Source organism: Serratia sp. J2, assembly GCF_046269175.1.
GTDB lineage: Bacteria > Pseudomonadota > Gammaproteobacteria > Enterobacterales > Enterobacteriaceae > Chania > Chania fonticola_C.
Genome location: NZ_JBKABN010000005.1, coordinates 94,570 through 109,654 on the forward strand (window position 1 = coordinate 94,570; position 15,085 = coordinate 109,654).

A 15,085-nucleotide genomic window follows, 5' to 3' on the forward strand; every position below is an offset into this window, starting at 1 on the left:
CCAAATTATCAGCTTATTCCTAGTCTGCCTGCTTACGCAGGAAGGCCGGGATATCAAGATAATCAGGCTCTTTGTTTGGTTGCGCGCTCTGGTCGTTCACCACCTTGGCGGCAGGTTTCACTTCCTGCTGCAGCGGTGACATACCATGCTGCTGGTAGCGGTGATCCATCACTGGCTGGCTGGCCTGTTTATTGGTTACCAGAGTGATTTCAGGACGTTTGTCCATACCGATACCGGTCGCAACTACGGTCACGCGCAGTTCGTCGTTCATTTCCGGATCCAGCGAGGTACCGATTACCACGGTCGCATTGTCGGAAGCGAAAGCACGAATGGTGTTACCCACGGTTTCGAACTCATCCAGACGCAGGTCGAAGCCAGCGGTGATGTTGACCAGCACGCCACGGGCGCCGGACAGGTCGATATCTTCCAGCAGTGGGCTGGAGATCGCCATTTCTGCCGCTTCTTCGGCACGGTCTTCGCCACAGGCAACGCCAGAACCCATCATCGCGTAGCCCATTTCGGACATCACGGTGCGCACGTCAGCAAAGTCGACGTTCATCAGGCCTGGACGGGTGATCAGTTCGGCAATACCCTGCACCGCGCCTTTCAGCACGTCGTTGGCCGCGCCGAACGCGTCCAGCAGAGAAATGCCACGGCCCAGAACTTTCAGCAACTTGTCGTTCGGGATGGTGATCAGTGAGTCCACGTGCTTGGACAGCTCGGCGATACCCTGCTCCGCGAATGCCATGCGCTTCTTGCCTTCAAAGTTGAAAGGCTTGGTCACTACGGCCACGGTCAGAATACCCAGATCTTTTGCGACTTCTGCCACCACTGGCGCAGCACCGGTACCGGTACCGCCACCCATGCCGGCCGCGATGAAGACCATGTCTGCACCTTCCAGAGCGGCGCGCAGGGCTTCACGGTCTTCTTCCGCTGAATTACGACCCACTTCCGGGTTCGCGCCTGCACCCAGACCTTTGGTAATACCGCTACCAATCTGGATGGTTTGGCCAACTGCCGTTTTACGCAGCGCCTGAGCGTCTGTATTAACGGCGAAGAATTCAACACCTTCGATGCGCTCGCGCACCATGTGTTCAACGGCGTTGCCACCGCCACCGCCGACGCCGATGACTTTAATCACCGCGTCATTGGTTAGTTCCATTGGTTCAAACATAGTTTCTCTCCGTTTTGTGCCTGTCGCTGCGAGATCATAAAAAGATTACTCAGCATGATCTCTTTGTCTAAACATTAAAACTCTTTTCTCAGCCAGCTATTGATGCGTTTAAACCAATTGCCCACCGAGGCGCGTTTTTCTACTTCTGCCTCACCGCTCAGGTGAGACTCTTTTCCATAGTGCAGTAGCCCGACCGCTGTAGAATAGTAAGGCTCTTGCGCGTAATCCGTCAGCCCCGTGATGTTCAAGGGTTGGCCGATGCGTACCTGGGTATGAAATACCCGTTGCGCACAGGCTGCCAGGCCATCAATCTGGGCGGCACCGCCGGTCAGCACAATACCCGCTGCCAGATGATGCTTCACCCCTTGCTGACGCAGTTGCTCCTGCAATTGCAATATTTCATCGTTAACCAGATTCAACAGTTCGGTATAGCGTGGTTCAATCACTTCAGCCAATGTCTGTCTTTGCAGACTCCGAGGAGGCCTTCCCCCCACGCTTGGTACCTCTACACTTTCATCCTTGCTAACAATCGCCCCTAATGCACAACCGTGTCGAACTTTAATCGCTTCCGCGTCGGTCGGCGGCGTGCCGAAGGCGTAGGCGATATCGCTGGTGACCACGTTCCCGGCGTAAGGGATCACTTTGGTGTGGCGCAGAGCACCGCCGGTATACACCGCCATATCCATGGTGCCTCCGCCGATATCTACCACACAGACGCCGAGCTCGCGCTCATCTTCGGTCAGCACCGCATAACTGGCGGCCAGACCGGCGAAAATCAGTTGGTCCACTTTCAGACCACAACGTTCCACTGCTTTGACAATGTTCTTGGCCATATCGTTATGGCAGGTGATCAGGTGCACCTTGGCCTGCATACGCACGCCGGATAAACCAACCGGGTTTTTGATGCCTTCCTGATAGTCGATGGCGTATTCCTGAGGAATGACGTGCAGGATGCGGTGTTCGTCACGCACACGTACCGACTTGGCGGTATGCACCACGTTTTCCACGTCTTCCTGCGTCACTTCCTCTTCGGAGATCGGCACCATCCCGATCTCGTTCTGACAGCTGATATGCTTACCCGACAAGGCCAGGTAAACCGAAGAAATCTGACAATCCGCCATCAGTTCGGCCTGATCGATAGCGCGCTGTACGCACTTGACTACCGATTCCAGATCGTTAACGCCACCCTTATCCATACCGCGAGACGGGCAACTACCCACCCCGATAATGTTGACCATGCCATCGGGCAAAACTTCCCCCACCAATGCGGAGACTTTTGCGGTACCGATCTCCAGTCCAACTACCAGTTTTCTGTCCGTCGACTTGATCATTGTTGTTTTGCCTGTGCCTGATTCTGTTGCTGATTACTGTTTGGCCGATCGCCTGCGGCTGCCTGCGGGTCGATAAACGCCGGAGCCCAGCCGACTGAGGCACCGGAGTCATAGCGTAAATCGACATAGCTGACGCGCTTGTTTTCCGCCTGCGCCTGCTGCAACAGCACCGGATAAAGCCCGATGAAACGTTGCAAACGACCCATGCGATCGTCACGTCCCAGTTCCAGCCGAACATCGTTATCCAAAGCCAACTGCCACGAATGCCGGGCTGTCATGGACGCCATCTTAAGCTGATACTTGTTGGCTGCCAGCACGCCGTTCATCGCGCGGTAACCTTCCAGAACATCCTGTTCGCTGCCTTCCGGACCATAGAGCAAGGGTAATTTCTGATTGCCCAAACGCTGCGCCGGAATGCTGAACGACTTGCCCTCGGCATCAACCATGTGCAAATCATTCCAATGCGCCACCGGGACATACTCCACCAGGTGGATTTTCAGCTCATCCGGCCACTGTTTACGTACGCTGGCCTGTTTGATCCACGGCAGACGTTCGATCTGCTGCTGGATGATGTCCACATCCTGCGTCATAAAGGTGCCCGGTGCTCCCAAAGCCAAGATCGCCTGGCGAACATCGTCGTTAGTGGTGAAATGACGCTCACCGGTCAACACCAGCCTTGAGAGCGGCAGACGGCTGGCATCTTGCATCCAACCCACCACTACCCAGCCGCACCACAGGATAGTGCCTAACACCATCAGCAGGAAAATCATCCCTGCCAGCTGGGTGCCATTGCTACGGCGTGGGCCGTTATCCGCCTCGCGATCGCGTGCATTCAGAGCCGCTTGCGACATCTCAGTCAGCCAACGCCAGAATTCCCGCAACCAGCTGCGAGAAAGTTAATCCAGACTGCCGGGCCGCCATCGGGACCAGACTGTGGCTGGTCATGCCCGGCGAGGTGTTCGCCTCCAGCAGATAGAAGCTGCCATCGCTGTCTTGCATGACATCAACACGCCCCCAGCCACTACAATCCAGGCCCCGGTAAGCCCGCAGTGCCAGCGCAGCCATAGCGGCTTCCTGCTGTGCATCCAGGCCACTCGGGCAAAAATACTGCGTATCGTCGGAAATATATTTGGCCTGGTAATCGTAAAACACGCCAGCAGGCTGAATACGGATGGAAGGCAGCACCTTGTCACCCAGGATCGCCACGGTGTATTCCGGACCGCTGAGCCATTTCTCTATCAGCACATCCTCATCATGACGGAAAGCTTCTTCCAACGCCCCTTCCAGGGCTGCGCGTTCGGTCACTTTGCTCATGCCAACGCTGGAACCTTCACGGCTTGGCTTTACAATCAACGGTAATCCCAGAGCTTCAATGGCAGCCAGTTGGCTTTGCCGATCGTCGCCCAGATACTGGCGGCGGCTCAGCGCCACGTAAGGCGCCACTGGCAACCCCATCGACTGCCACACCATTTTGCTGCGCCATTTATCCATGGTCAGCGCCGAGGCCATCACGCCGCTGCCGGTATAAGGCAACTGCAAAAACTCCAGCAGGCCTTGCAATGTACCATCTTCACCACCACGCCCGTGCAGCGCGATGAACACTTTGGTGAACCCCTGCGCTTTCAACTCGGTGACAGGGAAGTCACGAGTGTCGATGCCATGTGCATCAATGCCCGCTTCTCGCAACCCGGCCAGCACGGCCGCGCCAGATTGCAGTGAAACTTCACGTTCTGCGGAGGTACCACCCAGCAATACGGCGACTTTATCAGCCATGATGATCCTCCTCTTTGATCTGTGGTTGCAGTTTTAGTTCAGCCAGTCGGCGCGCGATTTTACCGACATTACCGGCCCCTTGCACCAGCACCAGGTCATCCCCTTGCAACAGCTGCGCCAACAGCGTTGGCACGGTATCCGCATCGGACACCAGAATCGGATCCAGTTTGCCGCGATTGCGAATAGTGCGGCACAGGCTTCGGCTATCAGCGCCAGGGATTGGAGCTTCACCCGCCGGATAGACATCCAACATCAGCAATACGTCAACCTGCGACAACACGTTGGCGAAATCGTCATACAGATCGCGAGTACGGGTATAGCGGTGCGGCTGGAAGATCATCACCACCCGCTTGGTTGGCCAGCCGGCACGCGCGGCCTTGATGGTGGCATCCACTTCCGTTGGGTGGTGACCATAATCGTCCACCAACATGGCACTACCCTGTTTTTCGTTCACCGCCGCCAGTGGGAATTCTCCCAGGAAATCGAAGCGACGCCCCGTCCCTTGGAAACCGGCCAGCGCACGCAGAATGGCTTCGTCGGCAATGCCTTCTTCCGTTGCCACGGCAACCGCCGCCGCCGCGTTCAAGGCGTTATGGCGGCCCGGCGCATTCAGGGTCACCGTCATCAACGGCTTATCCTGACGGCTCAGGGTAAAGTGCCCCTGCGGCCCGATCTGGCTGTAGCTCTCGATGCGCACATCCGCATCCTCGCTAAAGCCGTAGGTGGTGATATGGCGACCCACGCGCGGCAACAACTCACGCACGACCGGATCGTCAATGCACATTACCGCACGACCATAAAACGGCAGGTTATGCAGGAAGGTGATAAACGTCTGCTTCAAATTCTCGAAGTCGCCATGGTAGGTGTCCATATGGTCAGCTTCGATGTTGGTGACAATCGCCACCATCGGTTGCAAATGCAGGAACGACGCGTCGCTCTCATCCGCTTCCGCAATCAGGTAACGGCTAGAGCCCAAACGTGCGTGGGTACCCGCCGCCTTCACCAGCCCACCGTTAACAAACGTTGGGTCAAGACCGGCTTCAGCGTAAATGCTGGACACCATCGCCGTGGTAGTGGTTTTGCCGTGCGTACCGGCGATGGCAATGCCATGGCGATAACGCATCAGCTCGGCCAGCATTTCTGCTCGCTGGATCACCGGAATGCGCGCCTCGCGGGCTGCGACGATCTCCGGGTTGTCTGCCGGGATGGCGGTCGACACCACCACCACGCTGGCATCCAGCACGTTTTCCGGGCGGTGATGGAAGTAAATCGTTGCCCCAAGCTCGCTCAACTGCTGGGTGACCGGGTTCGGCGCCAGGTCGGAACCGCTGATCTGATAACCTTCGTTGGCCAACACCTCGGCGATACCACCCATGCCGGCACCACCGATGCCAACAAAGTGGATGTGCCGGACGCGTCGCATCTCAGGCACGAAAGTACGTAGTTTCGCCAATTGTTGTGTATTCATCACTTCTCTATCTATCAGGTTCGATTTAGCTCAACAGGGGTAACCCCTACGGCCTTACAGGGCTGCACGAATAATTTCTGCCGCCACGCGTTCTGTTGCATCCGGGATCGCCACCGCGCGGGCCTTTTCGGCCATCTTCAACAGCGTTGGGCGATCCCAGCTTGCCAGCAGTTCCGCCACGACATCGGCAGTAAACTGCGGTTGTTCAATAATTTTGGCCGCACCGGCCTCTTCCAGAGGACGTGCGTTCCAGTATTGCTGACGATCTTTGTGCTGGAACGGCACAAAAATGGCCGGTAATCCCGCTGCCGCCACCTCGCTGACGGTCAGCGCACCAGAGCGACACACCACCACATCAGCCCAGGCATAAGCCTCTGCCATATCATCAATAAACTCGGTCACCTTGTACCCGGTCTGCCCTACCCTCTCGTAGTCTTGCAGTACCGTTGGCAATGCACCCTTACCTACCTGATGCCAGAGAACTATTTTATCGCCCAGCAGCGCGGCGACTTCAGGAACTGTCTGATTCAGCACGCGCGCACCTTGGCTACCGCCGATAATCAGCACGCGGATTGGCCCTTCACGCCCGTTCAGTCGCTCGGCAGGCAGCGGTAGCGCCAACACATCGGTACGCACCGGGTTGCCCACAACATCCGCATTCGGGAACGCACCAGGGAACGCCTGTAACACTTTCTTGGCGATCCTTGAGAGCCAGCGGTTGGTCAGGCCCGCAATGCCGTTCTGCTCATGCAACACCACCGGGATACCACACTGCCAGGCAGCTAAGCCACCAGGGCCAGAAACGTAACCGCCCATCCCCAGCACCACGTCCGGCTGATAACTGCGCATAATCGCTTTAGCCTGACGCACCGCCTGCCAGATACGCACCGGTGCGGTCAACTGTGCTTTGAGCCCTTTGCCACGCAACCCGGAGATGCGGATAAAATCAATCTCGATCCCGTGCTTTGGCACCAGATCGGCTTCCATACGGTCTGCAGTGCCGAGCCAGCGAACCTGCCAGCCCTGCGCCATCAGATGATGCGCGACCGCCAGCCCCGGAAACACGTGTCCACCGGTACCGCCTGCCATCACCATTAAACGCTTAGCTTTACCGCTCATCCGCTACCTCTTCACAAACGCCTGCGCTTTGGTCAGGCGCGTTTCATAATCAATTCGCAGCAACAGCACGATCGCCGTCGACATAATTAACAGACTTGAACCACCGTAGCTTATCAGTGGCAAGGTCAAGCCTTTGGTTGGCAACATTCCCGCTGCCGCACCGACGTTCACCAACGCCTGGAAACTGAACCAGACACCGATCGAACACGCCAGAAAGCCAGAAAATCGCTGGTCTATCTCCAACGCCCTGCGGCCGATCGACATGGCGCGAAAAGCGACGAAGAATACCATTAACAGGGCCAAAACCACACCGATATAGCCCAGTTCTTCGCCCAAAATGGAGAAGATAAAGTCGGTATGCGCCTCGGGTAAATACTCGAGTTTCTGTACCGAGTTGCCCAGCCCTTGTCCCCAGAACTCGCCGCGGCCAAACGCCATCAGCGACTGGGTTAGCTGGTAGCCACTGCCAAACGGATCGGCCCACGGGTTCCAGAACGAAGTCACACGGCGCATACGGTAAGGTTCCGCAATGATCAGCAGCACTACGGCAAACACCCCTGAACCGATGATCGCCAGGAACTGCCACATCTTCGCCCCGGCCAGGAACAACATCGCCAGCGTGGTGATGAACAGCACCACCACCGTCCCCAAATCCGGCTGGGCCAGCAGCAGCACCGCCAACACCACCATCACGCCCATTGGCTTACAGAAGCCCCAGAAGTTGCTGCGGACTTCCTCCACCTTGCGCACCAGATAGCTCGCCAGGTAGCAAAACAGCGACAGTTTGGATAACTCAGCGGGCTGAATACGCAACGGGCCCAGTGAAATCCAGCGCGAAGCCCCGTTTACCGAGCTGCCAACCACCAGCACCACCAGCAACAAGACTATCGATAACAGCAGCATCACGTTGCTATAGCGCTGCCAAATGGCCATCGGGATACGCAGCGTCACCAGCGACAGGCCGAACGCCAGGCCAAGGTAAAGCGCATCACGCTTGGCAAACAGGAACGGATCCTCTGCCAGGCGCTGGCCGATAGGCATTGAGGCCGACGTCACCATCACAAAACCAACAATCGCCAGACCGAAGGTCAGCCACAGCAGGGTACGGTCATACAGCACCATGCTGCTCGTATCGCTTTCACGCGATCCCATCACCCAGTCTTTCAGCTTGTTGGTCAGGCCAAACGTCGGCACCCGTAGTCTCATCCGCCTAGCTCCTGTGCCAGACGTGCAAACTCGTTGCCACGCACTTCAAAATTACGGAACTGATCCAGGCTGGCGCAGGCCGGTGACAACAGCACCATATCGCCAGATGTCACCTGGCGAGCAATGGCTTGCATCGCCTGCTCCATCGTTTCTGTTTGCGTGGCGACCTCTGGGCGCAGCTGTGCCAGCTGTGCGCCATCGCGGCCAAAACAGTACAAACGCACGTTGTCACCTTGCAGATAGCGCGCCAGCGGCGAGAAGTCCGCAGACTTGCCATCACCGCCCAACAGCAGATGTAGCGTACCCTTAACCTGCAGGCCGTTCAGCGCCGCCTCGGTGCTGCCGACGTTGGTGGCTTTGGAATCATTAATCCAGCGCACGCCATTGTGTTCCCACACCAGTTGGAAACGGTGCTCCAGGCCGGTAAAGGTCGTCAGCGCTTTCAGGCTGGACGCACGCGGTAGCTTGACGGCATCGGCCAGAGCCAGGGCCGCCAACGCATTGGTAAAGTTATGGCGACCGGTGAGCTTCATCTCACTGGTATTGAGGACTTTCTCACCATTCACCCGCAGCCAGATTTCACCCTGCTGGCGGTTGAGATGGTAGTCCCCCACGTCGGCACCAAAGCTGACACAGCGCTCATCGGCACCGCGTACCGGCATGGTCAGCGCGTCGTCCGCATTCACTACGCAGACTTCGGCATTTTCATAGACGCGTAACTTGGCGGCACGGTATTGCTGCAGGCCAAATGGATAGCGATCCATATGATCTTCGGTCACATTCAAAATGGTGGCCGCTGCGGCATGCAGGCTGTAAGTGGTTTCCAATTGGAAGCTCGACAGCTCCAGCACGTACAGTTGGCACTCCTGGCGTAGCAGACTCAGCGCTGGCAGGCCGATATTGCCCCCAACGCCCACGCCCCAACCGGCTGCCTTGGCCATTTCGCCCACCAGCGTGGTGACGGTGCTCTTGCCGTTGGAGCCGGTGATCGCCACGATTGGTGCCTGGGCTTCACGGCAGAACAGCTCAACGTCACCGACGATCTCAACCCCGGCATCGGCAGCAGCGCTCAAAGCCGGAGTCGCTAATGCCATGCCAGGGCTAGCCACAATCAAATCCGCAGACAGCAACCATTCCTGATTCAGGGAGCCCAGATGACGTTCAACGCTATCGGGCAGTTGATCCAGGCCCGGTGGCGAAATACGGGTATCCATAACCCGCGGCGTCACGCCACGGGTCGTAAAGAAATCAACGCAGGACAGGCCGGTGAGGCCCAACCCGATGATGACCACTTTTCTACCCTGATAATCCACCATAATCAGCGCACCTTCAGCGTTGCCAGGCCAATCAGCACCAGCATCAGCGAAATAATCCAGAAGCGCACGATCACCCGTGGTTCTGGCCAGCCTTTCAATTCATAGTGATGGTGGATCGGCGCCATGCGGAAAATACGTTGCCCGCGCAGCTTGAACGATCCCACCTGCAGGATCACCGACAACGTTTCAACCACGAACACGCCGCCCATAATCACCAACAAGAACTCTTGGCGCAGCAGCACGGCGATGGTGCCCAACGCGCCGCCCAGTGCCAGTGAACCCACGTCACCCATAAACACCTGAGCCGGATAGGTGTTAAACCACAAGAAGCCTAAACCGGCTCCGACGATCGCGGTACAGACGATGACCAACTCACCGGCATGACGCAGATACGGAATGTGCAGGTAGTTGGCGAAGTTCATGTTACCGGTCGCCCAGGCCACCAGCGCAAAGCCCGCCGCCACGAACACGGTTGGCATGATCGCCAGGCCATCCAGCCCATCGGTCAGGTTGACCGCGTTGCTGGTGCCGACAATCACGAAGTACGCCAACAGCACATACAGCAGGCCCAGCTGCGGCATGATGTCCTTAAAGAACGGCACAACCAGCTCGGTGGCTGGCGTGTCTTTTCCTACGGCATACATGGCAAAGGCCACAATCAGGGCAATCACGGATTGCCAGAAATATTTCCAGCGGGCAATCAGCCCCCGAGTATCTTTGCGCACCACTTTGCGATAATCATCAACAAAGCCGACGATGCCATAACCCACCAGCACGAACAGCACGCACCACACGTAAGGGTTGGACGGATAGGCCCACATCAGCACAGAAATAGTGATGGAGGTCAGGATCATGATGCCGCCCATAGTCGGCGTGCCGCGCTTGCTAAAGTGCGATTCTGGCCCGTCGTTACGCACTACCTGACCAAAGGACATTTCCTGCAGGCGTTTGATCACCTTCGGCCCCATCCACAGGGAAAGGAACAGCGCGGTCAGCAGGCTGACAATGGCCCGGAACGTCAGGTAGGAAAAGACGTTGAAGCCTGAGTAATATTTGACCAAATGCTCGGCCAGCCAAACTAACATGGTGCTTTCTCCTGTAACGCGCGTACTACCTGCTCCATTGCGGCACTACGTGAACCTTTGATTAACACGGTAATTACCGCATGTGCTGAGAGTAGTTCCGCTACGCGCGCGGTCACTGCTGTTTTATCCTGATAATGTTCACCGTTACCGGAGGCGGAGCTCAATACCTGGCTCAGCCCACCCACGCTGATGACTTTATCAATACCGGCCAGACGGGCAGCTTCACCCACCTGACGATGACACTCTTCGGCCTCTGCGCCCAACTCGGCCATATCACCAACGACCATCACGCGATAACCCGGCATTTCTGCCAGCACCTGCGCTGCTGCCGTCATAGAGCCGACGTTGGCGTTATAGCTGTCATCAAGCAACAGCTTGCCTTGCGCCAAGGCGATCGGGAACAAACGCCCAGGCACCGCCTGAAGCTGTTGCAAGCCAGCACTCACAGCAGCCAGCGTTGCGCCAACCGACATCGCCAGTGCTGCAGCCGCCAACGCATTGGCCACGTTATGGCGGCCTGGCAATGGCAACTCGATTGCCACCGTGCCGAACGGGCTGTGCAGGGTGAAGTGAGTTACGCTCCCTTTAACCTGGATATCGCTGGCAAAGAAATCTACTGCTTGCGCAGCCTGGGGGGAAAAACGCCAGACTGTCTTGCCCTGTAACTGCGCCTGCCAGTGCGGCCAGTCGTTGCTATCGGCGTTGAGGATCGCCACGCCATCCGCCGGCAAACCGGCAAAGATTTCGCCCTTGGCTTGCGCAACGCCTGCCAGTGAGCCAAAACCTTCCAGATGGGCAGCAGCCAGATTATTCACCAGCGCGCTCTGCGGTTGCGCCAAGGCGGTGGTATAGGCAATCTCACCGATATGGTTGGCACCCAGTTCGATCACCGCAAAATCATGCTGCGGTTCTAAACGCAGCAGCGTTAGCGGCACACCGATCTCGTTATTGTAATTCCCGGCGGTATGCAGCACTTCGCCACATTCACGTAAAATGGCCGCGGTCATCTCTTTCACCGAGGTCTTGCCCGATGAACCGGTCAGCGCCACCACTTTGGCTGACACCTGCTGACGTACCCAGGCCGCAAACTGCCCCAGTGCCAGACTGGTATCTTTCACCACCAGCTGTGGGGCCTCCACCAATAAGCGCTTACTTACCAGCAAAGCGCCTGCGCCAGCGGCGACAGCATCGGCGGCAAAGTCGTGAGCATCGAAACGCTCCCCTTTCAGGGCCACAAACAGGCAACCCGCAGTGACCTGACGAGTATCCCTCGTCACTTCGGTAATGATGCAGTCGGTGCCGATCAGCTCGGCATCCAATACCGCCGCCAGCGTCTGAAGCGAGACCGGGATCATGCCAACACCCCCAGCAAACGTGCGACGGTGGTGCGATCGGAGTAATCCAGACGACGGTTACCCACCAGTTGGTAATCCTCATGGCCTTTACCCGCCACCAGTACCACATCCAGCTCTTTAGCCTGCATGATGGCGCTGGTCACGGCTTCGGCGCGCCCGTGGATCACCTGCACATGCCCGGCATCCAGCAGCCCGGCCAGAATATCCTTGATGATGGCCTGCGGTTCTTCGGTGCGCGGATTGTCATCCGTTACCACCACCCGGTCGGCAAACTGCTCGGCAATGCCACCCATAAGTGGGCGCTTACCTCTATCACGATCGCCACCACAGCCAAACACGCACCACAGTTGCCCTTGGCAATGCAGGCGAGCGGCTTCCAGCGCTTTTTCCAGAGCATCCGGGGTGTGGGCATAATCCACCACCACCGTCGGCTTGCCTGGCGCATTGAAGACTTCCATCCGACCACAGACCGGCTGTAGCTGATTGGCCGTGTTTACCAACGTCTCAAACGGATAACCGAGTGACAGCAGCGTCGCCAAAGCCATGATCAGGTTACTGACGTTGAATGCTCCCATCAGGCGGCTTTCGATCTCACCGTTGCCCCAGCTTGAGCTGAAGTGGATGGTGGCACCGTTATCGTGATAGTCCACCGCAGTGGTTTTCAGCCAGCGGCCGTGACAGCCAGGCTGCAAATTGTCATGCATGGTGACGGCGACCGCGTCTGGCAATTTGGCCAGCCAACGCTGCCCGACTTCATCGTCGGCATTGATGATCGCCTGCCCAACGTCGTGGCTGGCAAACAGTGACCATTTGGCCGCTTCGTAGCTGGCCATGTCACCGTGGTAATCCAGATGATCGCGGCTCAGGTTGGTGAATACGGCTGCGGCAAAGGGTAAAGCCGCCACGCGATGTTGCACCAGACCGTGAGAGGAGACTTCCATCGCGGCAAAGGTAGCCCCTTGCTGCGCCAGATCGTTAAGCACGTGCTGCACGTCGACGGCAGATCCGGTGGTATTTTCCGTTGGGCAAACCTGGTCTAACAAACCGTTGCCCACGGTGCCCATTACTGCGGCCGTTTCGCCCAACAATTGGCTCCACTGGGCTAACAGTTGTGTGGTGGTGGTTTTACCGTTGGTCCCCGTCACGCCAATCAGGCGCAGACGCTCGGCAGGCTGATGATAGAAACGCCCGGCTAACGCCGACAGACGCTGGCCAAGTTGGCTCAGGTAAATCACCGGCACACCGTGCATTTCGCAAATTTTACCGTCTTCAGCTTCGCCTTCCGCTTCAGCGATAACGGCGGCAACCCCTTGGGCGATTGCTTGCGGAATATAGCGGCGTCCATCCGTTTGATGGCCAACTACGGCGACAAACAGATCCCCGGCAGCCGCAATACGGCTGTCTAATATCATTTCCCGCAGCGCGCGCTCGGGTGCCGTTGGCACCCACGGAGCGAGTAAATCGCGCAAATTACGATCGGCCACCTGAACCCTCTTTGTTATTAATCACTAATTCGCTTTTGTCACCGGTAGGCAGCGCATCTGGCTGAATGTTCATGATCCGCAGCACGCCCCCCATGATGGCACCAAACACCGGCGCAGAAATCGCACCACCGTAGTATTTCCCACCCTGTGGATCGTTGATGACCACCACCAGAGCAAAACGAGGCTGGCTTGCTGGCGCCACCCCCGCGGTATAAGCGATATATCGGTTGACGTATTTACCATCCGGGCCGACCTTTTTGGCCGTACCGGTTTTAATGGCGATACGATAACCCTTGATGGCGGCTTTCACCCCACCACCGCCCGGCAAGGCGACGCTTTCCATCATGTGCACTACCGTACGCACGGTAGCCTCAGGGAAGACGCGTTCACCGGCAACCGGAGGGTCAACCCTGGTGATCGACAGTGGACGATAAACGCCCAGGCTGCCAATCGTGGCATAGACTCGCGCTAACTGTAACGGGGTTACCATTAGCCCATAGCCGAAAGAGAAGGTGGCCCTCTCTATGTCAGACCACCGTTGTTTTTTTGGGTATAAGCCACTGCTTTCTCCGACCAACCCCAAATTGGTCGCTTTTCCCAGCCCAAAACGTGAGTAAGTATCTACTAACGCTGAGGACGGCATCGCTAACGCCAGCTTTGAAACACCGACGTTACTCGACTTCTGCAAGATCCCGGTCATGGTCAGTTCCGAATAACGCGCCACGTCTTTGATTTCATGGCCGTTAATACGGTAAGGAATGGTGTTGAGCACGCTATTTTCTTTCACTACGCCGCGCTGCAACGCCGTCATTACCACCATCGGCTTCACGGTAGAACCAGGTTCAAAAATATCGGTGATGGCACGGTTACGCATGGTATCTTTCGGCGTATCGGCCATATTGTTCGGGTTGTACGATGGGCTGTTGGCCATCGCCAGCACTTCTCCGGTGTTCACGTCCACCAGCACTGCGGTACCAGACTCCGCCTTGTTGAAGGCAACTGCGTTATTCAGTTCACGGTAAACCAGCGCCTGCAGGCGTTCATCGATGCTCAGTGCCAGATTGTGCGCCGCCTGACTGTCTACCGAGGAGATGTCCTCGATCACTCGGCCATAGCGGTCTTTACGTACGGTTCTTTCGCCCGGTTGACCGGTGAGCCAACGATCAAAGCTCTTTTCGACCCCTTCGATCCCTTCGCCGTCAATGTTGGTCACGCCGATGATATGAGAAGTAACCTGGCCAGACGGGTAGTAGCGGCGCGATTCCTGGCGCAGGTAGATGCCAGGCAATTTCAGCTTGTGGATGTAATCACCAATCGCCGGGTTAACCTGCCGGGCCAGATAGACAAAGCGCCCCTTCGGATTGGCATTAATACGATTGGAGAGCTGATCGAGCGGAATTTGCAACGCGTCGGACAGCGCTTTCCAGCGCGAATCCAGCGTAATACCCCCGCGTTCGTTCAACTCTTTCGGATCGGCCCACACGGCGTTCACCGGTACGCTCACCGCCAGCGGGCGGCCAGAGCGGTCGCTAATCATGCCGCGCGCGGTGGGCACCGCCTGCACACGCAGCGAGCGCATGTCGCCTTCTTTCACCAACCGATCTGGATTGATCACCTGCAAATAAGCCACACGCAGCATCAGCCCAACCAGCGCCAACAGAATACAGCCGCACAGCAACGCAAAACGCCAGCTGACAAAGCTGGCCTGATCTTCCTGGCGTTTCAACTTCTTACCGGGACGTACTGCTTTCATGCGTTAGCTATTTGCTCCGTA

At 57.2% G+C, this 15,085-nt stretch carries 12 protein-coding genes; all 12 read right to left on the minus strand.

All coding sequences use genetic code 11. The features are described 5' to 3' along the window. Positions 1-19 precede the first annotated feature (19 nt). Entirely contained in the window at positions 20-1,174 is a 1,155-nt protein-coding gene (ftsZ, locus tag ACKWMY_RS07285) for a cell division protein FtsZ (RefSeq protein WP_024483522.1), read from the minus strand. Between the two features lie 74 nt (positions 1,175-1,248). Beyond that, positions 1,249-2,505, minus strand: coding sequence for a cell division protein FtsA (gene ftsA / locus ACKWMY_RS07290; protein ID WP_024527166.1), 1,257 nt, complete (start codon positions 2,503-2,505; stop codon positions 1,249-1,251). Further along, complete coding sequence (ftsQ, locus tag ACKWMY_RS07295) at positions 2,502-3,356, minus strand: cell division protein FtsQ (RefSeq protein ID WP_024527167.1); 855 nt, start codon at positions 3,354-3,356, stop codon at positions 2,502-2,504. Before ftsQ ends, ftsA begins: the two co-directional genes overlap by 4 nt. A gap of 1 nt (position 3,357) precedes the next feature. Continuing rightward, positions 3,358-4,278, minus strand: a complete 921-nt coding sequence (locus ACKWMY_RS07300; protein WP_309046851.1) for a D-alanine--D-alanine ligase — start codon at positions 4,276-4,278, stop codon at positions 3,358-3,360. After that, positions 4,271-5,746: a UDP-N-acetylmuramate--L-alanine ligase gene (gene murC / locus ACKWMY_RS07305; RefSeq protein ID WP_024527168.1), complete on the minus strand. Its 1,476-nt coding sequence runs from the start codon at positions 5,744-5,746 to the stop codon at positions 4,271-4,273. The genes ACKWMY_RS07300 and murC overlap by 8 nt, the downstream gene beginning before the upstream one ends. 54 nt (positions 5,747-5,800) lie before the next feature. Continuing rightward, positions 5,801-6,865 (minus strand): undecaprenyldiphospho-muramoylpentapeptide beta-N-acetylglucosaminyltransferase, encoded by a 1,065-nt coding sequence (gene murG / locus ACKWMY_RS07310; protein ID WP_074028486.1) that lies wholly within the window; start codon positions 6,863-6,865, stop codon positions 5,801-5,803. A 3-nt stretch (positions 6,866-6,868) separates the two neighbouring features. Then, positions 6,869-8,071 (minus strand): cell division protein FtsW, encoded by a 1,203-nt coding sequence (ftsW, locus tag ACKWMY_RS07315; protein ID WP_024527170.1) that lies wholly within the window; start codon positions 8,069-8,071, stop codon positions 6,869-6,871. Next, positions 8,068-9,387, minus strand: a complete 1,320-nt coding sequence (gene murD, locus ACKWMY_RS07320; RefSeq protein ID WP_074028485.1) for a UDP-N-acetylmuramoyl-L-alanine--D-glutamate ligase — start codon at positions 9,385-9,387, stop codon at positions 8,068-8,070. The genes ftsW and murD overlap by 4 nt, the downstream gene beginning before the upstream one ends. Before the next feature lie 2 nt (positions 9,388-9,389). Beyond that, positions 9,390-10,472, minus strand: a complete 1,083-nt coding sequence (gene mraY / locus ACKWMY_RS07325) for a phospho-N-acetylmuramoyl-pentapeptide-transferase (RefSeq protein WP_024527172.1) — start codon at positions 10,470-10,472, stop codon at positions 9,390-9,392. Then, positions 10,466-11,827 (minus strand): UDP-N-acetylmuramoyl-tripeptide--D-alanyl-D-alanine ligase, encoded by a 1,362-nt coding sequence (gene murF, locus ACKWMY_RS07330; protein WP_074028484.1) that lies wholly within the window; start codon positions 11,825-11,827, stop codon positions 10,466-10,468. The genes mraY and murF overlap by 7 nt, the downstream gene beginning before the upstream one ends. Next, positions 11,824-13,311 (minus strand): UDP-N-acetylmuramoyl-L-alanyl-D-glutamate--2,6-diaminopimelate ligase, encoded by a 1,488-nt coding sequence (murE, locus tag ACKWMY_RS07335; RefSeq protein WP_074028483.1) that lies wholly within the window; start codon positions 13,309-13,311, stop codon positions 11,824-11,826. Before murE ends, murF begins: the two co-directional genes overlap by 4 nt. Then, positions 13,298-15,064, minus strand: a complete 1,767-nt coding sequence (locus tag ACKWMY_RS07340) for a peptidoglycan glycosyltransferase FtsI (RefSeq protein ID WP_024527175.1) — start codon at positions 15,062-15,064, stop codon at positions 13,298-13,300. Before ACKWMY_RS07340 ends, murE begins: the two co-directional genes overlap by 14 nt. Positions 15,065-15,085 lie beyond the last annotated feature (21 nt).

Excerpts from the sequence above, each read along its gene's own strand:
- ftsA (WP_024527166.1), bottom strand. The coding sequence starts at position 2,505 with ATGATCAAGTCGACGGACAGAAAACTGGTAGTTGGACTGGAGATCGGT.
- murD (WP_074028485.1), bottom strand. The coding sequence starts at position 9,387 with ATGGTGGATTATCAGGGTAGAAAAGTGGTCATCATCGGGTTGGGCCTC.
- murG (WP_074028486.1), bottom strand. The coding sequence starts at position 6,865 with ATGAGCGGTAAAGCTAAGCGTTTAATGGTGATGGCAGGCGGTACCGGT.
- ftsQ (WP_024527167.1), bottom strand. The coding sequence starts at position 3,356 with ATGTCGCAAGCGGCTCTGAATGCACGCGATCGCGAGGCGGATAACGGC.
- ftsW (WP_024527170.1), bottom strand. The coding sequence starts at position 8,071 with ATGAGACTACGGGTGCCGACGTTTGGCCTGACCAACAAGCTGAAAGAC.
- ACKWMY_RS07340 (WP_024527175.1), bottom strand. The coding sequence starts at position 15,064 with ATGAAAGCAGTACGTCCCGGTAAGAAGTTGAAACGCCAGGAAGATCAG.
- murC (WP_024527168.1), bottom strand. The coding sequence starts at position 5,746 with ATGAATACACAACAATTGGCGAAACTACGTACTTTCGTGCCTGAGATG.
- murF (WP_074028484.1), bottom strand. The coding sequence starts at position 11,827 with ATGATCCCGGTCTCGCTTCAGACGCTGGCGGCGGTATTGGATGCCGAG.
- ACKWMY_RS07300 (WP_309046851.1), bottom strand. The coding sequence starts at position 4,278 with ATGGCTGATAAAGTCGCCGTATTGCTGGGTGGTACCTCCGCAGAACGT.
- ftsZ (WP_024483522.1), bottom strand. The coding sequence starts at position 1,174 with ATGTTTGAACCAATGGAACTAACCAATGACGCGGTGATTAAAGTCATC.
- mraY (WP_024527172.1), bottom strand. The coding sequence starts at position 10,472 with ATGTTAGTTTGGCTGGCCGAGCATTTGGTCAAATATTACTCAGGCTTC.